This window comes from Pseudomonas sp. No.21 (genome assembly GCF_054558415.1).
In genome coordinates, this window is the sequence record NZ_BAAJNO010000004.1 from 82,310 (window position 1) to 104,354 (window position 22,045).

Consider the following 22,045-nt stretch of genomic DNA (forward strand, 5'->3'; position numbering starts at 1 on the left):
TGCGTCCATCACGATCCACCAGCCCCCACCGACAGCCAAGCGATTCGGTGGGGTAAAAGTGGGGTAAAAATCCAGGCGACGGAATTATGCAAGGGGTAGAACATGGCCAAACTGACAGCCAAGCAACTGGAAGCGCTCACCGCCGCCGATGACGGCAAGATCCTTCGCGAAGACGGTGGCCTGGTCGCCAAAGTCCGCTCAGGTTTGCGTGGCGTGACGGTGCAGTTCCGTTACGAGTTCAAGCAGGATGGATTGAAGCGTGACCAAAGCCTGGGCAGCTGGCCAAAGAAGTCGCTGGCGCAGATTCGCGCTGAACGCGATGAGGTGAAAGCGACAGCCGCCAAAGGCATCAACCCCACTGCAGCCCGCAAGGCTGCCAAGATAGAAGCCCAAGCCGCTGTCGCAGCAACCATTGCCGAAGCTGAACGCCAGGCAGCGGAAAACAAGACGGTTGCAGACCTGTTTGATGAGTGGCTACGCGATGGTGTCTCACGCCAGGATGGCAACGCCGAACTGCGCCGCAGCTTCACCAAGGACGTGCTGCCGCTCATTGGCAAGAAGCCGCTACGCAACCTCACCGAGAAAGACCTGCTCGCCGTCCTGCGCTCAGTCAAAGCACGCGGCCTGAACCGCACCGTCGTGATCCGCAACAACGACATTGGCCAGATGCTGCGCTGGGCCGAGAAACGCAAACCATGGCGAGGCCTAATGACGGACGGCAACCCAGCCGACCTAATAGACGTCAACAAGCTGCTCGATCACGACTACGAAGAACAACGGGACCGACTGCTCTCACCTGACGAGATTCGCGAGCTGCATGACATCCTCGAGCGCCTGGAGAAAGACTACGAAACCCTACCCGCCGGCCAAAAGTATTCAGGCATTCGGCCAGTCAATACGCGTGTCCAATGTGCCCTATGGATCTGCCTAAGCACCCTGTGCCGTATTGGAGAATTGCTCAAGTCTGAGTGGCGGTACGTGGACTTAGATAAAGGCACCTGGTTCATACCTGCCGAAGCCACCAAAGGTCATAAAGGAAAGCGCCAGGATCACCATGTGTTCCTGTCAGCGTTTTCCATCGAGCAGTTCAAACGCCTGCAGAAAGAAACCGGCAATACGCCGTTCTGCTTCCCCAGCAAGAATGGCGATAGCCACGTCGATACCAAGACGGTCAGCAAGCTGATCGGCGATCGGCAGTGCCGCTTCAAAAAACGCAGCAAGCCCTTAGCGGGCCGCCATCATGACGACTCACTGGTGCTGAGCAAGGGCACCAAGGGTGAGTGGACTCCGCATGACCTGCGCCGTACCGGTGCAACGATGATGCAGGAACTCGGAGTCACTCTGGAGATCATTGACCGCTGCCAGAACCACTTACTCGGCGGTTCCAAAGTGCGCAGGCACTACCTGCATCACGACTATGCGAAAGAGAAAACCGAGGCTTGGCGGATTCTGGGGGAAAGGCTGGAACAGTGCATCACAGGCCCATCGGCACTAGCCACAAGCAGCATTACTTGATCGGTCACTTAGGACCTCATCTATGAGATGCCCGCTAGAGCAACATGGAGGAGCCGACTATCCAGCAGCTCCTCCTGATACACGCCAACCAGAAACTGGCTCTCAATTTACGGACTTGAATTCCGCGTCGATTGCCTCTGCCTCAACACGCCATGCCTGAAAGCGTTGCTGACGTTCATGGCTGTCTCTCAAGCTTTCCTCAAGCACAGCGACGCTGCTTTTCAGCTCAAGATACTTGCCGAAGAACTGCTCCCTGAACTGTTCGGAGCTGATCAGGCCAAGTAGCTCCTTACGCTGCTGCTCGAAGTTTTCAACCATCTTCGCAATAGAGCCCCTGAACGCCTCTTCACGCTTGTATTGCTCCCAGCTGTCCCATACCTCGATAGCAATACCGAGAGCGGCCAGCGCGCCGTTGGCGCCTTTGGCGAATTTCACAGCTCCCCAAGGCTTGAATTTCAGCAGTGACCCCAGCTCCATACCCACCATTTTTCCAGCGCTGACTATGGTGTCCCGCGCAGCCAAAACGGTGGTGTTGTTGATCACATTCCCCTTAAGCAGGTGGTTCACCCCCTGCTTGCCGAACGCTCTGACAGTAGTGTTGAAATGATTGATCTCGGTATCAAAGCCGAGCTGCATCTTCGCCATATCAAGTCTGACGGACTCGGTTTGACGGCTGAACTCGTTCTGTAACCGAGTGGCCAGCACGATGCCTTCGGCACCGACTTCCCGCTCAAAAAAATCATCGAACGTCTCCAAGCTGCAGCCCTTGGCCTGCCTGATCAGATCAGAGAAATAGCGCTCTACGAAGGTGCTCAAGCCTCTACGAACCGCTTCAATCTCCACCCCAGTCTTTTCCAACTGATCTTCCGAACGCCGCTTCAGCTCTCGGAGCTTGGTCACTTCCTGTGAGATTTTCTGGTCATTTTCGATCGCAACCGGCAGCTGCTTGTTCAAGACATCACGAATCACGCTGCGGTGCATTTCGCCGGCCAGCGCGATGCTGCCACCATTGCTTTGGATTTTGCTGGTAGTCGCCGTCTGCAGGTTGGCGATATGAGACAACGCCTTGAATTGACCGATATTGGCCAACCAATGATCAAACCCCAGATCAAACGGATTAGCCGCCACCGCCACAATAGACAGCTGGTCAACCTCTGCGTCGTCCAGCCCCACTAACTCACGCAAACGACCAATAACGTTCGCCCGCTTCACTGCTAGGTTGCTCTGGTAGTCCTGTTCATCCTCGACGTCGGCCACTTCATCGAACCGACTGAGTACGAAAACCGTGCGGGGCAGCAGATCCAAGGTACGGAACAGCCATACCAGATCGTCCTGATGGCTCTCTTTGATCGGGTTGGTGGAGTTCATTACGTAGAGCACCAAATGGGCTTCGCTTACGTATTTCTTGGTGATGTCTTTGTACTTTTCGATGGCGTTGGTTTCAGCGTTCACCTGCTCTTTGAAGCCAAATAGCCCGGGGGTATCGATCAGTACGAAGTCATCGCCCACTTCGTAGACCTTTACCTCATTGGAAGATTCCTGGTGGCTGATTTTCATGCTGGACTTATCCAGCTTTTCCATCCATGCCGCAGCAATAGAAGTCTTGCCTTCAGAGAAACCGCCGATTAGCGCCACTTTGAGCTTTTCGCCGGCCACGCTCTCGATAGCTGTTTGTAGTTTTCCCTTCAAAGCAGGGTCAACGAGTACGCCGGCAGCTTCACCTTGATCGAGGAACTTGAGCAGCTTGCCGAGCAATTCTACCGAGCGTGCTTGCTGGGCCTTGAATGAGTCGAGGGTGTTTTCCATTACAGAGTGCCTGCGTTGTCGATTTGGCGGGAAAGGATGTTTAGCTGATCAGTCGACTGCCCCAGCAGCTGCACCAGGCCAGTGGTCTGCTTGATAGGGTCTTCGAGGGCCTGCTCTAGCACGCGGATTTTTTTCTCCATGTCTGCCAAGGAGGTTTTCAATCCGTCGTGTAGCAAGGTGCGTAATTGGCCCGCGGCTTCGCGCAGATTGCTATCGATGGCTTCGCGTTGCTGTGACTTCTTGTAGTCGGAGCTGAAAGCGCTTCGTATGGCTTTGTAGGCAGACAGCACAAGTCCGGCAAGCGCCGGTGCCAGCACTAACAAGCTAGTGCCGCCGGTAAAAATCGCCGTGGCAATCGTACCTGCCAGACCAACCAGCAAGGTGCCAACCTTGATCCCACTATCGATCTTGATTCTGAGATCAAACTGGCTCTGAAGATTGGTTTTACCGAGCTTGGCGTAGATACCTGTGAGCTCGCGGGCCTGCGCTTCGAATCGGGCAAGAATGTCTTCGGCTTCCTTTTGGAAACGCTCGACTTCTTGACTGATTGCGACTGGCAGGCGCTTGCTTAATTTTTTCTGCTGAGCATCGATGGTGTCACTGAACGCTTGCTTGAACTCATCGTTACCGATATCGGCGTCGATGCGCTCATACATCGTTTTTCGCACGTCGCTGATAAATGTATCTATCTCAGCTTCACCAGCTGACTCCAGGCGTCTTTTCAGGGATTTAAAGCTGCCCTTCAATTGCACCTGGGCACTCTGGCCGTCCAAGCGCAGGCTCTCCAATAGCTGGCTGAACTTCCCCTTGACCTCTTTCAGAGCTGTGACGGTCTGGTCCAGCGCATCCTTAGCCTTGTGGAAGTTGGCACGGGTGATCTTGGCGTCACAGCCATCAAGCAGCTTGGCATTGAGCAGGTACAAAAATGCACGCAAACGCGTTTTTTCCAACAGCTCTTCAGCATTGAAGTCCGCAAGAATCTTGTTACGCCGAGTGGCGTTTTGCGAGTTCGGGGCAAAGTGATCGGTTGAGGCCAAAAACGCAGGCAAGGCAGAAAGCGAGAATACGTCGCGGTAGTGGTCGCCAAGCTGCTCGCGCATTTTCTCGTTCAGCCCTACCAGACTCACAGCTTCGTCTTCTGAAATTAACGGACGATCGGTTAGCGAGTGCTTGGGGTTGGTGATTTTCTTATTGAAGATCGTCCAGACCTCGGTTTGTGCACCGAGATGTTCTTTGATTTTTTCCAGGGTGCCCTTGCGTTGGGCGTCGCCAGTTTGCGGCGGTGCCGCCTGGTTGGTGACATAGAACACCGCATGAGCGATCTGCACAGCTTTCTCGATCTGATTAACCACCAACCCCTCATTGCCCTCAATGCCAGGCACATCTAGCAAGGCAAAAGGCTGGCCGTTCAGTCTCATGTCATAGCGTTGAGTTTTACGAGTGAAATCGGCACGACCATCGCCAATGATTTCGCCATCACCCAGCGTTTCCAGCGTTGCCAGGTGACTAGCACTTTCCTCCGTGCGCTGTGCCAGTTCTTGCTCTAGGTCCTGTCTTGCTTGCTCTGCCACACTGTGCTGGTCGCTCAATAGTTCGATGGCACTATCACGGGCAGCGGATACTCGCGGTAGATGCTGTTCGGCAAGCATCAGTTGTGCCTCTTCGGGCATGGGTTTGAACAGGCGAATCAGCTTCTGCCAGAGTGAGGCAGTTTCCTTGCGTTCAGCTATCAACGAGCGCAAACCAGTTACAGCATTAAGTGCTTCGGTGTGCAGCCGATTATGGTGCTCGGTCGTGGCGTGGAGCTGCTGCGCCAACGCAGCCAATTGAGTGTCGACTTGCTCAATGCTCTGTTGCAGACGCTGTAGGCTAGCTTCACTGAGTTGGTACTTGCCTTGCAACTCACGGAATGCCTGTTGATGCGCCACCTTGGTCGGCTCTTGCAACAGAATGCGCAAGGTTTCAATTAACGTCGACTTACCAGCCCCGGTTTCGCCATACACCGCAATGGTGAACGTTTTCCACTCGGCGTTTTCTTGCAACTCCTTGAGCTGCGCCGTCAACGTAGCTTGCTGCTCGCCCAGCATCGCTCGGGCGTCCTGCTGTGCCAAGTTCAACGCGGGATCGGTCGATTGAGTACTCAGTGAAAGAACAATACGCTCCAGTTCATCATTGACTCTTTGGTAAATATCGCCGGGCGTTTTGAGTTCGAGTGACATGAGGTTTACTTCCTGTAGTGGTGCAGGCGAGAGCTCGGGATCAGGGTCTACGGACACCTCCTCCATAACCTCGGCATCATGCTCTTGAGCGGGGGTTTTGAACCGCACATGAGTCAGAACGTGAGGCAGCTTTTTCCAGTAATCGCCATGACCAAAATCCTTGATCTTAATGTTTTCGAAATGCTCAGCCGGGTTCCTTCCCAGACAAACCTCTCCAGGATTCATGAACAACGTCCAGTCAGATTTAGAGTAGGCGTTGATCAACCGACCTTTAACCACACCCCGCATGCTTTGCGCGGTATCCGGTTCAACGGTGGCTGCTGCCGCCATCAACAACACGTCATTGATAACGAGAGGATGACGCTGTCCTTTTGACAGCTTTTTAAGGCAGCTAATAACCAGACGCCCGCCGAGCGAGTGGCCGATCAAATTAATGGTGTCGACACCCAAGTGATACCTGCGTAAATGCTCGCTTAACTGGTCCAGCAGCATTTCACCCATTTCCTCTGCCCTCGAGCGAATGCGGAGGAAGTGAAGGGTTCGATCACCGACCAGTGCGGCTGCGCCCAGCCCCCAGTGAGCTCGGGTTGAATTGCTCAGCACATGTATTGAATTGCCGTTGAAGCGGCTGAAATGGCTGGACGGCCAGAAGGCGAAAATATTCGTATGGTTCCGAATGGATTCAGGAATGCTCGCCAACAACGTATTGCGATCTTCAACGGTATGACCGGCGCTGTAACCGTGAATGAAGATGTTCGCTTCATTGGAACCACAATGCTCAGCTGACAGACTACTGAAGGTAAATCGTCTACTCATGAAGCTCTCGTCCTAAGTACTACGACAACCAACGCTTAGCGATCACGATGATCAAGTGCAGACAAAGAGCCACACCCACCAATACCGCTACAACCTTGGCGACCACAAAGAAAAGCGCCTGTACGTCACGGGACAAAAAGCCCAGTAGCACGCCCATGCCGGCAATCACTGCAGCAATCAGCAGCAAACCGATGTAGGGTCGCAACATCCGCGAAGCGGCACCCCGCTCGATCAGGCTGGCAAGCACGGCCAACACAATAAAGAACACCACCACGCCCACTAGAACGCCCATAAATCACCTCGAGCCATACAACGTCCTCGCTCCATTGGCTTGATACTGAATCTCGTGGGCCCTAGCAGGTGACCGCTTTTTGGCCAGGCCAAGTGCACCTCACAAACGTCTCCTGGATCACTCCTACGCTGGGACACATCTGAGCAGCCGCCCACGATGCCGAGTAGGTAACTGCGATTCCCATTGAATTACGGGCCATGCAATCAGCGGCAGAAATGACTTGGGATGGATGCTGGTCAAAAAAAGCGCGAGAGCCTTGGATGTATCCAAGACCGCACAGTTGAGCCCGTTGCGGGCAATGCTCCAGCGGTACGGCTTTTACACTGAAGAGCCATGGAGCGCGACGGAGTCTCCAGGCCGCCTTGCGGCGTACGCATACCTCTGAAAGGCCTTCATCGCCCTGTTTTCCATACAAGCTGGCAGAGGCACAGCGCTGCAACTCCCGAGGCATGAGCAGCAGTGCAAGCTGCCCAAAAAGCATGTCCCTCGCTTGGCGCATCAAAACGTCCTTGTTCAAAAGCGGATTACGGCAATCGAATGTCGCCATTAATTTGACGACCATAACTCACCTAGTGGCTCATTGCCATAGCTGACAAGCCCAAAACGGTGCACCAACATCACTTGCCCCATGAGATGCCAGCGTAGCTTGCTACTAATGCGGTAAGTTCAGGCAGGCTTCTATCGCTGGCGCTCACTGAAAAAACTGCTCCAATCGCGCCCTCAGGACCTCGGTCTTTGTAGCCGCTCGCCGCTGTAATTCGCAGTTGCACTGAGGGCACTGCGCGAACCAGTCACGCCCGAGCACCAGCGCATCGCTGAGAGGAATAGTGGTTTTCTGCCAGGAGCAGCGGGAGCAACTGAACGTAAAGGGCTGAGGAGGTATTGGCATGACAAGCACTCATAACAACTTAGGTGCAGCCAAATTGCCTGACAGGTGCGACAGCTTGTGTCGCACCCACCAACATAATTATTTCACGCCCACCAACGCCTCTCTCAAGCCACTACGTCGCTCGACGCGACGCTGTACTGCCTGCTCAAATACCCCGGCATGACTCTCCACCAAACTGAACCAGTGCCGTGCACGAGTTATGCCGGTGTACACCAGCTCCTTAGTCAGCACCGGGTTCAGGACATCCGGCAGGATCAGCGCGCAGTGAGCGAACTCTGAGCCCTGGGACTTGTGCACAGTCATCGCGAATACCGTCTCGACCGCACTCAGCCGACTCGGCAGGATGTAACGCAACGCACCACTGCCATCATTGCGCGGGAACACCACACGCAAAACTTGGCGTGGGAGAGCACCAGGTGAATCAGGTGGTTCCGGTAGACGAAGAGCAATACCGATATCGCCATTCATCAATCCCAGGCTGTAGTCATTGCGCGTCACCAACACAGGGCGCCCCTCGTACCACCCGTGATCCTGCTCCAGCAGACCGCGGCTCTGCAGTGCATGGGCAATACGCTCGTTCAGCACTTCGACACCCCAAGGGCCTTTGCGTACAGCACAGAGCAACTGGAACTGATCGAAGGCCTTTAATACCTTACCAGCCCAAACGTCCCATGCTTCAGGAGCAGCGTCTAAGATTGGCCGCTCTTCCCGCATCAACTCTAGGAAATGTGCATACCCGATCGGTCGCTCATCATCACCAGGCAAGCCATCCAGCAATAGCTGTTCAAGTGCACGATCCTGCTCCCCCGATAGACGCAGCACATGCAGACTCTCCGCGCCCTCGGTCAATGTGGCACGAGCGATTTCCGCATCACCGTCGTTTACCGCAAGGGCCAGGCGGCCAATACCGGAAGTATTAGTAAAGCGCCTCGAATGGCGCAGCATGACAATGTGCTGAGCAAGCGCCTGTTCACCTGGAAACAGCGCCGGATCGCCCAAGTGCTCGCCGGTATTGTCTTGAAGCCAAGCGCAGGTCGCTGCGCTGTAACCACCACTCTCTGCGTCACGACACAGGTCGCCCAACACTGCACCAGCCTCCACCGAGGCCAGTTGGTCCTTGTCACCCAGCAGGATCAGACGTGCATGAGCCGGCAGAGCATCCAGCAGGTTGGCCATCATCTCCAAGTCGATCATTGAAGCCTCGTCCACCACCAGTACGTCGAGCGGTAGCGGGTTGCCAACATCGTGGCGGAAATGGCGACTGTCTGGCCGACTGCCGAGCAGACGATGCAACGTTGTCACATTGCTAGGGATCTGCTGTCTTACAGCTTCATCCACAGCCAGGGATGCCACCTGCCCGCTGATCGATTCGGTCAGCCGGGCCGCAGCCTTGCCGGTTGGTGCAGCAAGGCTTAAACGCAGTGGCGCGCCGGTGGCCATAGCGGCCTCCTGCAACAGTGCCAACAGACGCACAACAGTGGTGGTCTTTCCGGTACCAGGGCCACCGGTGATCATGGTGAAGGTACTGCGCACGGCCAATGCACAGGCCAGCTTTTGCCAATCCGCTAGACGCTCACCATCCAACACCAATGGTTCAGGAAAGAGCGTGTCCAGGCGCTGCGCCAAATCAGCCGGTATGTCAGACACAGCACGCAGACGCTCGATGATACGCGCAGCCACGCGGCGTTCATAGTCCCAGTAACGACGCAGATAGAGACAGCTCCCCTCCAGTACCAGCGGTGCAACAGCATGCTCACGATTCTGTAGCAGCTCACTGCCCATGCAGCTCGCCAGCCAATCCTTCAGCGTCAAACCCGCCAGCACCTGGGACGGCAGCAACGTAGCTTGCTCGGCACTTTCACCCTCTGGTGGAAGTGATAAAGCGAAGTCTGGGTCAGCCAAGGTCGCGCCCAGGTCAAGGCACACATGCCCCTTGCCGAGTTGATGGCTGGCCAGTGCGGCGCCAAGAATCAGGAGTGGCGAAGCAGCCGGATCTAGCTCCGCGAAAAACTGCGCCAATGCGAAATCCAGCTCGCGTAACCAGCCACGCTCACTCCACGTTGTAAGCAGTGCAATGAGCTCGCCGCGGTCATTTAGAATCGCGCTCATGCCGCCACCTCCTCAGACTCGCCCAGGAACAAAGCATCCAGCAACTCAATCAGTTCGCGGGAAGGTTTCGCCAGGTAGGCTCCCGTCACAGGTGCACGGAGAAACAGGTAGAGCGCACCACCCAAGTGACGGTCGTAGTCGTAGTCAGGCAAACGCAAGCGCAGCTGCCGATGCATAGCCAGTATGTAGAGCACGTACTGCAGGTCATAGCGATGACTGGCCACGGCGGAAGTCATCGCCTCCAGGGTATAAGAGGCCTCATCGACTCCCAGCCAATTAGACTTGTAGTCAACCACGTAGTAACGCCCCTCGTGCTCAAACACCAAGTCAATAAACCCCTTGAACATGCCATTCAGCGTGTCCGCACATAGTGGTTGCCGGGGCACACCAGGTAGCTCGAAACGCTGCACCAGTTCATCAACGCGAAGGACATCCACCTGGCTAGCTTCGAACCAGAATTCGAGCTCAGGCTGATACTGCTTCAGCTCCGCCAGACTCACCGACCGCCCATCCCCGAGGCGTAGTGGTTGTACCAGCAGCGTTTGCACCCACTGGTGTAATGGATCAATCCAGAGTTGCAGACCACGCCGTTGGCAGCGGCGCGCCAACAGCTCACGCAGCTGCTGAGGAGAGCTAGCTAGGTGGCCGAAACCTTCAACGGCTGCTAACTCAAGCAAACCGTGGAGGAAGGTTCCGGGGTTCGGCCCACGCGGAAAACGGTGCAGTCCTTGTGCAGAGACAGGTATCGGCGTCTGCACCGGAGCAGTTTTTTCGTCATCAGTTGAGTTCTGCATCGCAGGGCTATCCGGCGCGGCATCGTCATAACGACCTGGCTGCTGCACCTCACCCTCCTCCAGACGTAACGCACTGTAGGAGGCGATCCACCAATGTTCTGCGGCATGTCGCTGAGGGACTCGCCAACGTGCCTCGATCTCGGCACCGTCTAACACCAGATACTGCTGCTCTGTAGCGTCAGGCACCTGCAGCATCGCACTGTGCGACTTGTCCTCGAAGGGAGAGAGCCAACGCTGCAAATCCGTACTCTGCACCAACGCTTCACCGCCGCCCAGCAAATAACCTAGGGCCGATTGATGCAACCGTGACTCTTTGGTCTTGCCGATTTTCAGATCAGAGACGCCGAGCCAGCAGGCGTGACGGGCACGGGTCAGGGCCACATAAAGCAGCCGAAGATCTTCACCCAAACGCTCCTTATCAGCGCGAGCCACAGTGTCGGTGTCAGCTTTGAACACAAGCTGGCGGCGCTCACCGTCATGCACCTGCAGCGGTTTCTTACCATCCACTGCACGGAAGGCACAAATGAAAGGCAGGAATACCAGCGGATACTCTAGCCCTTTGGATTTATGAATGGTCACCACACGCACCAGAGCCTCGTCACTCTCCAGGCGCAACACTTGCTCCTCCGCTTTCCCCTCCCCAGACAGCAACTCACTCAGATGGCGAATCAGCGCCATCTCTCCGTCTAGCTCAGTAGCCGCCTGCTGCAGCAGTTCAGACAAGTGCAGCAGGTTAGTCAGGACCCGTTCGCCATCGCTACGCTCCAGAAGCCGCTGGGGTAGCTCGAAGTCTTGCAGCAGCTGACGCAGCATGGGTAACACGCCTTGACGCTGCCAGCACTGGCGGTAACCGCGGAACTGCATGACATAGCGCTCCCAACTGCGCTCATCAAGATTTAGCCGCTCCAGCTCGGTAAGCTCTAACCCCAGGGTGGCGGTGGCCAATGCGGCGCGCAACGTACGCTCCTGGTCCGGTTCGGCACAAGCACGCAGCCACAGCAGCAGATCACGAGCGTCCTGACCAGCGAATACCGAGTCCTTATCCGACAGGTAGACACTGCGTACTCCACGTGAAGCCAGTGCACCGCGAATGGCCTGGGCCTCTTTGAAGTCCCGCACTAGGACGGCAATATCGCTAGGCTGCAATGGCACAAGCTGGCCATCTTTGCTGAACCCAGCCCTTTGCCGCTGACCAAGGTCGAGTAGCCGCACTATCTCACTGGCAGAACTTTCGGCCAGGGCACTACGGTAGGCCCCCTTGGCCACTGGCTCGTCAGTGGGAAGCTGCCAGACAGTTAGTGCAGGCTGGGCCTCTCCCTCCACCGTCCAAACTTCCTCGCGCCCCTTAGCGCCTACCTTGATGAAGGGTAAATCGTCGCGAAAGAGGAACGCACCCTCCCCGCCTTCGCGTCTCTCAGCGCGCAGAAATACCTCGTTCACAGCATCAACCATGTCCTGGTTTGAGCGGAAGTTGGTATCTAGGTTGTAGTGCCGGCCAAGAGTAGCGCGGCGCGCACTCAGGTAGGTGTGAATATCCGCGCCGCGGAAGGAATAGATGGCCTGTTTGGGGTCACCGATCATAAACAAACCACAGTCGTCGCGATTGGCTTCAACCTGATAAAGGGTGTCGAAGATGCGGTACTGAAGCGGATCGGTGTCCTGAAACTCGTCGATCAGCGCTACTGGAAATTGACGGCGAATAACTTCGGCCAGACGTAGTCCGTTCTCACTTTGTAGTGCGGCATCAAGACGAGTGAGCATGTCGTCAAAGCCCATTTCCGCACGCTGACGCTTCTCGCGATCAAAGCGCTGACGCACCCAGGCAGCGGCATGACGCAGCGCTGCCTCAGCGGGGTCGGGCAGGCTATCAAGCTGCTGTTTGAGATTGACCATTGCATCCAGCGCTGGATGTTTGGGAGGGTCACCCTTCCAAGCTTCGGCCAAGCCGTCAGGAGTCAGACGAGTAAAACCTGTAGCCAGCTCCAGGGAGGCCTCCGTGCTGGTTGCCCACTCACGCAGCTTGTCGAACCAGGGATTGTAGTACCGTGCCTGAATTTTCCTGCCGTCAACTTGCTTACCGGCGACCGCCTTGTCGAGAAGCCCTTGCAGCTCATCAGCCCAGGCAACCCAGGGAGACTTGAGCATCGCCAACGCACTCTCACGGTCCAGCAGGGCGCTCTCCAGCAACTCGCTTAACCGATGCGTTGAAACAACAGCAGCCTCATTCAGCAACGGGCGCAATTGGTCACCCAGGCTGGCAGGAGCCCCCCAGTTGCCCACAGCCCAGTCCAGTGCCCCCCCCTTCAACGGATAGCAATGCTGCCGCCAATAGTCCCGTATGACTTCGGCCAGCAGTTCACTGTGGTCGGTTTCTAAGGTCTGGTTGAACAAGCTGCCGCTGTCGAAAGCGTGTTCGCGCAGCATGCGCTGACACCAGCCGTGGATAGTGGACACAGCGGCCTCATCCATCCACTGCGCAGCCAACTCCAGCCGCCGGGCGCAGCCCGCCCATTCACCCTCGGGGATTTCATCACGAAGCTGAGCCAGCAAATCATCCGGCTGGCCATCACCGCGAAAAACCGACGCCGCTTCCACTAAACGTGCACGGATGCGGTCACGTAGCTCGCGGGTGGCTGCATCCGTGAAGGTCACGACCAAAATTTGTGGCGGTAATAGCGACTCGCGGAAGGCGGCCTCACCCCCGTGGCGCAAGATCAAGCGCAGGTAGAGCGCGGAAATCGTGTAGGTTTTGCCGGTACCCGCACTGGCCTCAATCAGGCGACTGCCATGTAGCGGGAAACTGAGGGCCAGGGGACGCTGGGACTGACTCATGCCAGATCCTCCTTGATGGTGGCCGGGTTGCTCTCAAGCAGCGGCTGATAGAGCCGCTCACTCCATTTGGGGAACTGGCCGTCGGCAGTCAGTCTGGTGTAATCGGGGAATTGCCGCGCCAGACTGGCACTACTTGCCGTCTCACCGGTGAAGTTGTAACCGCCCTCATAGACGGTTCGAGCCTTGTCATCGCTCTGCTCCTGCAACCAGGCCATAGAGGTCTTGAGCGCCACAGGTAGGGGCGCCTGCATGCCGGCGCTCCAGCCCTGCAACCAGGTCACAAGAATCCGCGACGCGTGCTCAGACGGTAACGGGGCAAAAGTCAGTGCCTTATCTTCGCCCACCAGCAAGGTGGTGATTGGCACGCCACAAGCAGCCGCCACTACATGCAACACATAAGGCCGCAACAGACGGTGCCACTTTAGGGAGCCCTTCTTAGCCAGAACACCAGGCGACAGCTCTAAGCGTGCCAGGCTGCCATCAGCCTTTTGCCGCAGACCACCAAGCCAACCCTCCAGTTGCACGTCGGCAGCACAAAAACTCAACTGACGTGGCGACTCCACGGGCACGGACCAAAGCTGGCAAAGACTCTCGTAGCGTTGAAGCTGGGCAGGCAAAGGCTCCAGCAACGTAGTGCGGTAGTGCTCGCCGAAGCCTGCCAGCGGTAACACGCCACTGCGCTGCAAGCGGTCAGCAGCACCAAACAGTGCGGTTTGCGCATCTCCATCCCGAGCCAGCACGGCGGACTTCAGCAGGTTGTCCTGCAACTGGTAGCGCTCCAACCCATCCAGGGTGAACGGCTCGCTGTCCAGCCTAGCTTGCACTTCCTCGTCCAGGTGCACCTTGAGGCGGCGAGTGAAGAAAAACTTAACTGGGTCGCGCAAGAAGCTTTGCAATAGCTCAGGACTCAGCAGCAGCCCCTCCTCCCAGGCTGACAGGCTTTCACCAGAACCGCCGGCAGAGGACTGACCATGCAGCGCAGCCCACTCGTGGGCATAACTGAAAAGCTCAGTCCTGCTGTCGAAGTAGCGGCGGCTGAAAGGTTGCAGCGGGTGTTCGGTAGTCAGGGCGTGCAGCAACTTTCCGCCACCTGCCAGAGTCCAGGCGTCAGCGAGGTGGTCGCGCAACTGGCCAACCAGTACAGATGGAGGCCTCTCGCTGTTGTCACGAATACTGCGCCCTACCCAGCTGATGTAGAGCCGGTCTCGCGCAGCCAGCAGCGCCTCCAGCAACAAGTAGCGGTCATCCTCTCGACGAGAGCGATCGCCAGGCCGGTAGTCGCTGGCCATCAAATCGAAATCCAGCGGCGCCTGGCTCCGCGGATAGTCGCCGTCGTTCATGCCCAGCAGGCAGACATGGCGAAATGGAATGGCACGCATCGGCATCAATGTGCAGAAGTTCACAGAGCCAGCAAGAAAGCGCTGGCTGAGACGCCCCTGATCAAGCTCACCAAGCCATGCCTCGCGCACCACTGGCAGGGTCAGAGGTATTTCCAGCCCAGCGGACTCACAGAGCGCCAGCCAACTGTCGAGGCCATCCTGCAACTGGTTGAGCAGCACTTCGTCACGTTCGCCCTGAGGCAAGAAAAATGCCTCTATCAGCCCACGTAACCGCTCCCCCCAGAGCATCGGCGTCAAGGGCGCACGCAGTTGTTCAAGATGATATTCAAGGGAGTCCAGCAGGCGCGTTAGCGGACCGATCAGCGCCGCATCCAGACCACCAATCTCATCGTAAGGCTCAATATCTACATAAGCACCAGAGCGCCCAACGGCGTACCCCAACAGCATGCGCCGCAGACCAAAACGCCAGGTGTTCTGCTCCAAGCCCTGACCAACACCGAGGGCCTCACGTTGGTCAGCATCCAGTCCCCAACGAACACCAGCTCCCTCTAACCAGCGCCTCAGGGTCGGTAGTTCGTCTTCTTGGATACCAAAGCGCGCACGCAGTGCTGGGACATCCAGCAGGTCCAGCACCTCGCTGACACTGAAGCGGCTATCTGGTAGTTGCAGCAGATGCTCCAAGGCGATAACCAGCGGATCCTTACCACGCAACCCTTGATCGGCAAGGGTAAAGGGAATGTAGCGGAGATCATCTTTACCAAATTGCCCGAACACCGCCTGGATGTGGGGCGCGTAGGTGTTTACATCCGGCACCATGACGATCACGTCACGCGGGCGCAAGGTTGGGTCTGCGCTGAAGCAGGCCAAGAGCTGATCGTGCAGTACCTCCACTTCACGCTGTGCACTGTGGACGACGTGAAAGCGCAGCGAGTTGTCGCGTTCCGGATCCACCGGTGGCCAGGCTTCGCGGGTCTCCGCCAGAGGGCGCAGGTCGAGGATGTCGTTCTGCAATTGGCTCAGCAAGCAGCCTTCAGGCGCCGGGTTGAATAGATCGATGCGCTTGAACTGCTCGCGATAGCGTTGCGGCTCGTCGTACTGATCCAACAGGTTGATGTAATCGCGCCCCTGTTTGCCCCAAGCAGCTAACAGCGGCTGAGCATGCTGATGCAAATCCGCCTCGCCCAAAGCAGCCAGACCAGGTTTACGTTGCTGGCGGCGGTACTCATGACGCAGCAGATCTTTGTCTTCAACGATGTCCCCCCAGTGGTGCTGACAGGGATTGTGCACATAGAGCATGACTTGGCTGAAACGCGCTATGGCAGCAAGCGCTTCTAGTACCTGGGCTGGCAACGACGAGATACCAAACACCGTAATACGGCGCGGCAAGCCGGGCGGCGGGGAGCCCAACTCATTCAGTCGCGCTACAAAACGCGGGTGAACCCCGGCGCGACTTTGCGCCAACTGTTCATCCCCAACCTCAGCCAACAGGGCACGCCAAAGTGCCGGCTGCCAGCGCGACTCGTCGCTCAACTCCTGATAGCCACCACGCGACGTGCGTAGACGATCATGCCCCCCTGCCCAGTCCGCCAACCAGTCAGCACGATAAACCTGGTACTGATCAAATAGATCAGCCAGCCGCTCTGCCAGTTGATAACGCTTGCGCAGATCGCTGTCATCGGCCAGGAAGCGGTGCAACGGTGCGAAGGCTTCGCCCGCCAGCAAGCCAGGCAGCAGGCGCATCAGACGCCAGGTGAGTGGCGCCTTGTCCAAGGGCGACTGCTGCGGAATCGCGTCATTACCCAATACAGTGCGGTACGCCTGCCAAAGAAAGCGTGCTGGCAGACCCACGTCCAGTGCAGCAGCAATGCCACAGCCCTCCCGCTCAGCCAACGCCATCTTCAGCCACTGAGCGATACCGTTGCTCTGTACCAGCAGTACCTCGTTCTCAAGCGGGTTTAGTGGATGACTACGCATCCACTCCACCGCAAGAGCTCTCAGCTCCTCGAGACGATTGCCATGGATAACGATTAGACCTGGGGAAAGCTCCTGCATGGGTAAAACTCCTGCGCATGCACCGTAAGGTGCAATAGTGCATGGTGGTCGCGACATTTCGTGTCGCAACCACCAGCCTCATGAACTAGGAAAAGCTTGCTGCAATAGGGACGGGAGTAATTCGCCGGCCCGGCCGATCAGGGAGAACTCATTTGGAGCACTCACCTCAACGGCTTGGAGGTTTACATGGATAACAGCAGCCCCGCTCTCCAAAGCCACTTCCGGGATACGGGCCGCCGGCATCACAACACCTGATGTGCCAATGGAAAGCAGGCAGTCGCAATGGCGGGCAGCAGCCAACGCCGAGCGCATTGGACTCTCAGGTAGAGGCTCTCCAAACCAGACAACACCTGGCCTTACTCTGCCGTTGCATCGCTCGCAACGTGGTGGCTCACAGCGCTCAGAGGCAGATGGAGCCGTCAGTTCAGCGACCACACCTGCGTAGGGCCGGCCACAGGCAAAGCAACGAGGCTCATGCAGACTGCCGTGCAGATGAATGACCTCAGCGCTGCCCGCCCGCTCATGCAGATCGTCAACATTCTGGGTAATCACTGTCAGCTTCGGTACCCGCCTGGCCAACTCGGCAATAGCAATGTGAGCTGGGTTGGGGCGCGCGCTTAGCACCTGCAATCGCCGCCACTCATACCACCCCCAGACCAGAGCAGGGTCACGTCGAAATGCAGCTGGCGTTGCCAGCTCCCCAGGTTCAAAGCGTTCCCACAAACCGGCCTGAGCTTCGCGAAAAGTTTGGATACCACTTTCCGCAGAAACACCCGCCCCCGTAAAAATCAACAAATGACGGGAGCGCTGAACCTTTTTGATAATCTGATCTGGAATCAGTCCGCCCACTTTACCTATCCCACCACAGCAGGTATCGGTGACGGTGGCACATCACGCTCGATATTGAAGCCGATCATGAAGAGAGCCTTTTCGACGTCGCCAATAGAGGTGATATCCCCGCGAAGAGCGCTCATCTGCTTAAGAATTTCGCCACTCTTACGAACCAGAGTCCCCCAAACCTCGTCCTGATGAGCTGTTTTTGTGCTGGGCAGATACAACGAGGAAAACTGATAACCCCTGCACGATGGATCACGCTTAACCTCACTACGGCCCGCTCCCCAGCGAAATGCCAAGTCATTCGGCACACTCCCGATGCCAGTCATTTCGAGCCAGTATCGAGCCAAGAGACCCAGCGCAGCGCCTACCCGCCCGTCATAGATAATGATGTTGTCGGGGTCCGCAGCGGCATAGACTTTCGTCATCGCCGCATTCATCAGAAGCCTTTTTCCATCGAACGCCGCAAGGCTGAGTGCAGATCCTGGCTGCAGAAGATGGACCGCATCTTTGATTGACTGACAGAGCGTCCGTTGTGCGTACTGAAACTCCAACCAAACTCGCGACTTGTCAGTTGGCTTCTGCGCAACCCCGCCCCAGGTGAAAATGTCCAAACATGCCTGACGAGCCGCGTCTTCATCGCTCGTAGAAAGTGCCTGCCGTAGACGTCCTGCGATGCAGGCAAAAGAGTCCGGCGGTAGGCTGTCAGGCCAGGAGTAGTGATGCGCAGCCTCCGCCAAAGACCGGCACCACCAGTGCTGAATTGGTGACGCAACGCGTGCTCGCCAAGGCTTCCAATGCCTGGAGCGAGTAATGCGGTAGCAATGAAGCATCCTGCCTTTCCCCACTTCCAGGACACATCCATCTTGATCCACAGGCTGTTCTTTTTTGTCCCACAACCCCGCCAAATAGTGGGCGAAGCCAAGTTGATTTGCTGATAGACCTGTGGACTTCATTCCTTCCCCCAACCATTTCCATTCCAGAAAATACAGGACCAGAACTCTGGCCTCGATATAGCCGTATAACCAGCATGCGCTGGCATCCTACTATCGATTACTGGCCAATTGGCATTGCCCATCCAGCGCTAGCATCTCCTCCGCCAACCTACTCCCTTGGCTGATCGCTATATCTCGCCAGAAACAGTACAGCCGGCCATCCCGGTCAGGTGGGGAGTCGAAGGTAGAGCGGTAAAAATCAGCCAACCGCTCACTCGCAAGCACCTCGCCACTCATGGCAGCCCACTGCAGCCAATAGAGGCCTATGGCCTGGTTGTATTCAGAGGACGACTCGTCCAAAGCCAACCGGCCGTGAAGAAAACACGCCATCGTGTCTTGCTCATCCGCGCCTCGCTTATACCAAGCGATGGCTTTCGCATGATCAATGCACACACCTTCATCCCCGCGCTCATACAAGCCACCTAGAGCCTGCGCAGCACAGGGAATACCAGACTCAAAAGCCTGCTCGTAATAATCGATGGCCAAGAGCGGGTTAGCTCTCACACCTTTGCCATAGAAGGCCTGCTCCGCAAGATTGAAAAGCGCCTCTGAAGAACCCAACACCGCTGCAATTTTGAAGAGGCGTCTGGCCAGGAGCGGTTCAGGCTTTAACCGGGAGCCGTTGAGCCAAAGCCAACCCAAGTCGTTTAGCGCATCAGCATCACCCTGCAGTGCCTCTGCTCGCAGTTGCTCATACTGTCGACGAAGCCGGATCGGATCGCTCAACCGCAGAAGCGGATTGGCAGCCTTGATTTCGTGGTAGGTGAATAAACGACTCTGTTCGGCTAGCTCAGCGGCCCGTAACGCTGGCATACCGATACCGGCATATAGGCGTTGCACCTCTCCAGGCTCGTTGATTTCAACCTGGTCACTTGGTGCAAGAAGGCTATCCATCAGATTGAACACATCGGCAGATTTGCTCATGCTGCTGTCTCGTGACTGACCATGTCAGCTCATTTTCAATAGTTTTACGACAGTTCATGTCGCATACGAGCAGGGACGACCTCATGGAGCAGCTTTATCGCCAGGACTTGATACTTGGCCTCCTCCCCAACAAGGAAAACGCTCTCAACAGCTCCGCCATTCACGAGCGCGTGACCAACCAAGGCATTGATGTCGACAAGCGCACCATCCTGCGAGACTTGAGTGACCTCGAACTGAACTATCCCCATGTGCACAGCCGCCCTAAGGGCAAAGCCAAGCTATGGTGGGCAGAGAAATCGCTTTCACGCTTAAGCATGTTGCCGACCGACGCGATGAATCTCGTCATGATCATGGATCACGCCGCTCGCTTCGGAATGGAGGCGCAGGTACAAAAGCTCACCCCATTGCGGGAGTACGCAACATCCCTACTGAAGGGAAAACGACCAGCCCAGGATTGCTCAGGCAAGATCATCAGCAACACTCGCTTCGTGACCCTGTCTCCAAGCACTGTGAACCCTGAAACACTGGAAGTGATACAACAAGCACTCTTGGACGATGCAACCGTTGAAGCCCAGTATTTGAAGCGCGGAGCCAGTGAGCCCCGGCTGCTACATCTCAAACCACTGGGTCTGTCCTACCAGGACTCCAATATCTATCTGTCCTGCATCTTCAAGGGATTGCCACAAGGCAATATTGCCGCGCTGCCCCTGCATCGCTTTATTTCAGCCCGCACGACCTTTGAAGATCTCCCGGCCCCTAAGGACTACGACATTAACTCTGTCGCTGCTCAGAGAAGCCTGGTGAGCCTGAAAACGGACTTACCTGCCCAACTGAAGCTCCGTGTGAGCCACACGCTCTACGAGCGCTTACTGGAGAACGCACTCACCGCTGATCAACAGCTGGAAGCCTCTGCTGATGGCTGGTGGTTGATGACTGGCAGCCTGCACCTCAGCCAAGGGCTGGATCTGTGGTTGCTGAGTCAGGGTGAGCATCTGGAAGTACTTGAGCCTGCGGAGTTACGTGAGCAAATCGCAACAACGGCAAGACGCATGACAATGCTCTACGAGAACGAATAGCCCTTGCGACACAGGGTGTCGTAAGCACCCTTCATCCTGTCTCCTGCCATTTGAACCAAGAGATCTGACGATGAAAACCTACTCTGCCTTCCTGCAACGTGTTGTCCCCAATGCCGGGCCTCGCGCCAACTTCACGCTCACCGTCCAGGCCGTCAGTTCAGAAATGGCCCGGGTCACAGCTGAAGCCCAGTACCCCGGATACAGGTGTATTAATGCACCGGTTCAGGTGCGCTGATCATGACCAGCTCCCGCTGTCTTTTTCACCGAAATAAGGGCTGGGGCCCTCGCGACTATCTCTACCATCTGCTGGGGCTGGGCGAAGACGTTGAAAGCGCGCGCAAAAGCGTGGAGCACCAATTCACTGACAGCCATGAGCTAAGCACGAGCAATTTCGAAGTAGCCCTGATCGCGGCAACGGAAGCCGAGGCCAAGCAACTCGTGAGCTGCATTCTGCAGCACTGCAGCACTGCGCTCCCAGTAGATGGAGGGCACTGCGGCCAGCTCCACTTTACCGCTCTTGGCCAGAACCAGACTTGGCCTGACAAACGCTTTGATGAGCTCCATTGGCTGTGCACCTCACCAAGCAGCGCAATGCCTTGGGAGCACTTATCTGGTTTGGCAGACACAATCCATATCCATCACTTCACACAAACCAAAACGCAGGTCTACCCACCCTTTCGCAGCTATAAATGGCAAAGCCAACGAGAGCTGGCCGCCTTCTGGGCAAGCCTTTACTTGGCTCGAGAAATCCGCGGTATTCCCGGGCTCAAATGGGACAGCTTTGCCTCATACCTCTCTGGCCAGACCGTTGGCCAAACGGCTGCTGGCTGGGGTTCCACCCCCACTGCTGCTGTCGCCTCTTTACTAGCCAACACGCCGCTAGCGATGCGTAACTTTGCCCTGGATGCCTTACTCGTAATCGAAGCCAATTACGACCTCACGTGGGGCGACTATGCCAGCGTAATGGAGCACGTTGGCAAGGCCATCGGGCACAACGTCGTCCCCACTGGCTGGATGATCTCCAACTACTCAGGCTATGGCCTGAAGCTTCTGGTATTCAGCCCATCGTAGAGCGGTGTCCGACCCAAATCATCGCGACACATTCTGTCGCCCCCATGCTCCATGCTTACTTCACCGCAGTGAAGGGAGTACCCCATGGATCGCCTCATTAAAGAAAACCTAGAAGCCATATTGCAGGACATTGCAGGCAGTAAAAGGCTGGGCAGGCGACTGATCAATTTGGCGGGCTTTCTTGGCACAACAGAGCCACCACCGCATATCCAGGAGCAGCTCAGCCGCCTGTCACGACTGGTGGTGCTGCAAGACGCATTCGATGCCCTACTGGAGCCTGTAACCCTCCTGTCTCGAGCCGGGCTCTCCCGCATGCTCGATGCTCAAGCACTTCAAGCAATGACCGCCAGCCTGGAGGCGGCGCGGCAAAACATCGCTGAGCTGGGAGACGTGAACTATCCAGAACTCATCTCATGGCTGGTGAGTGAGGCTCAAGCGCGCAAGATCGTGCGCATGAAATCGCCGGAGAAAGAGTCCTGAC

At 56.6% G+C, this 22,045-nt stretch carries 14 protein-coding genes; 5 read left to right on the plus strand and 9 right to left on the minus strand.

What is annotated here, in order from left to right; all coding sequences use genetic code 11:
- Window positions 1-102 precede the first annotated feature (102 nt).
- Window positions 103-1,515 (plus strand): tyrosine-type recombinase/integrase, encoded by a 1,413-nt coding sequence (locus ACYJSS_RS08925; protein ID WP_271658381.1) that lies wholly within the window; start codon window positions 103-105, stop codon window positions 1,513-1,515.
- Between the two features lie 102 nt (window positions 1,516-1,617).
- Here ACYJSS_RS08925 and ACYJSS_RS08930 read toward each other — a convergent pair whose 3' ends face one another.
- From ACYJSS_RS08930 to ACYJSS_RS08970, 9 genes are all read right to left on the minus strand, one after another.
- A complete protein-coding gene (locus tag ACYJSS_RS08930; protein ID WP_271658382.1) occupies window positions 1,618-3,321 on the minus strand; it encodes a LeoA/HP0731 family dynamin-like GTPase in 1,704 nt (567 codons plus the stop codon).
- Complete coding sequence (locus ACYJSS_RS08935; protein ID WP_271658383.1) at window positions 3,321-6,356, minus strand: DUF726 domain-containing protein; 3,036 nt, start codon at window positions 6,354-6,356, stop codon at window positions 3,321-3,323. Before ACYJSS_RS08935 ends, ACYJSS_RS08930 begins: the two co-directional genes overlap by 1 nt.
- A gap of 19 nt (window positions 6,357-6,375) precedes the next feature.
- On the minus strand, window positions 6,376-6,648 hold the full coding sequence (locus ACYJSS_RS08940) for a hypothetical protein (protein ID WP_187806348.1): 273 nt from the start codon (window positions 6,646-6,648) through the stop codon (window positions 6,376-6,378).
- A gap of 967 nt (window positions 6,649-7,615) precedes the next feature.
- Window positions 7,616-9,646, minus strand: a complete 2,031-nt coding sequence (recD, locus tag ACYJSS_RS08945) for an exodeoxyribonuclease V subunit alpha (protein WP_271658384.1) — start codon at window positions 9,644-9,646, stop codon at window positions 7,616-7,618.
- Entirely contained in the window at window positions 9,643-13,272 is a 3,630-nt protein-coding gene (gene recB, locus ACYJSS_RS08950) for an exodeoxyribonuclease V subunit beta (protein WP_271658385.1), read from the minus strand. Before recB ends, recD begins: the two co-directional genes overlap by 4 nt.
- Entirely contained in the window at window positions 13,269-16,664 is a 3,396-nt protein-coding gene (gene recC, locus ACYJSS_RS08955) for an exodeoxyribonuclease V subunit gamma (RefSeq protein ID WP_271658386.1), read from the minus strand. Before recC ends, recB begins: the two co-directional genes overlap by 4 nt.
- A gap of 78 nt (window positions 16,665-16,742) precedes the next feature.
- Complete coding sequence (locus ACYJSS_RS08960; RefSeq protein WP_271661335.1) at window positions 16,743-17,504, minus strand: SIR2 family NAD-dependent protein deacylase; 762 nt, start codon at window positions 17,502-17,504, stop codon at window positions 16,743-16,745.
- Between the two features lie 14 nt (window positions 17,505-17,518).
- A complete protein-coding gene (locus ACYJSS_RS08965; protein WP_271658387.1) occupies window positions 17,519-18,454 on the minus strand; it encodes a hypothetical protein in 936 nt (311 codons plus the stop codon).
- Window positions 18,455-18,544: 90 nt separating this feature from the next.
- The gene (locus ACYJSS_RS08970; protein WP_271658388.1) at window positions 18,545-19,417 is read right to left on the minus strand and encodes a tetratricopeptide repeat protein; all 873 of its coding nucleotides are present in this window, start codon (window positions 19,415-19,417) and stop codon (window positions 18,545-18,547) included.
- 83 nt (window positions 19,418-19,500) lie between these two features.
- Here ACYJSS_RS08970 and ACYJSS_RS08975 point away from each other — a divergent pair, with 83 nt between their 5' ends.
- From ACYJSS_RS08975 to ACYJSS_RS08990, 4 genes are all read left to right on the plus strand, one after another.
- Complete coding sequence (locus ACYJSS_RS08975) at window positions 19,501-20,493, plus strand: helix-turn-helix transcriptional regulator (protein ID WP_271658389.1); 993 nt, start codon at window positions 19,501-19,503, stop codon at window positions 20,491-20,493.
- Window positions 20,494-20,563: 70 nt separating this feature from the next.
- Window positions 20,564-20,728 (plus strand): hypothetical protein, encoded by a 165-nt coding sequence (locus tag ACYJSS_RS08980; RefSeq protein WP_282888055.1) that lies wholly within the window; start codon window positions 20,564-20,566, stop codon window positions 20,726-20,728.
- 2 nt (window positions 20,729-20,730) lie between these two features.
- A complete protein-coding gene (locus tag ACYJSS_RS08985; RefSeq protein WP_271658390.1) occupies window positions 20,731-21,564 on the plus strand; it encodes a hypothetical protein in 834 nt (277 codons plus the stop codon).
- Between the two features lie 84 nt (window positions 21,565-21,648).
- A complete protein-coding gene (locus ACYJSS_RS08990; protein ID WP_187806367.1) occupies window positions 21,649-22,044 on the plus strand; it encodes a hypothetical protein in 396 nt (131 codons plus the stop codon).
- Window position 22,045: the final 1 nt, after the last annotated feature.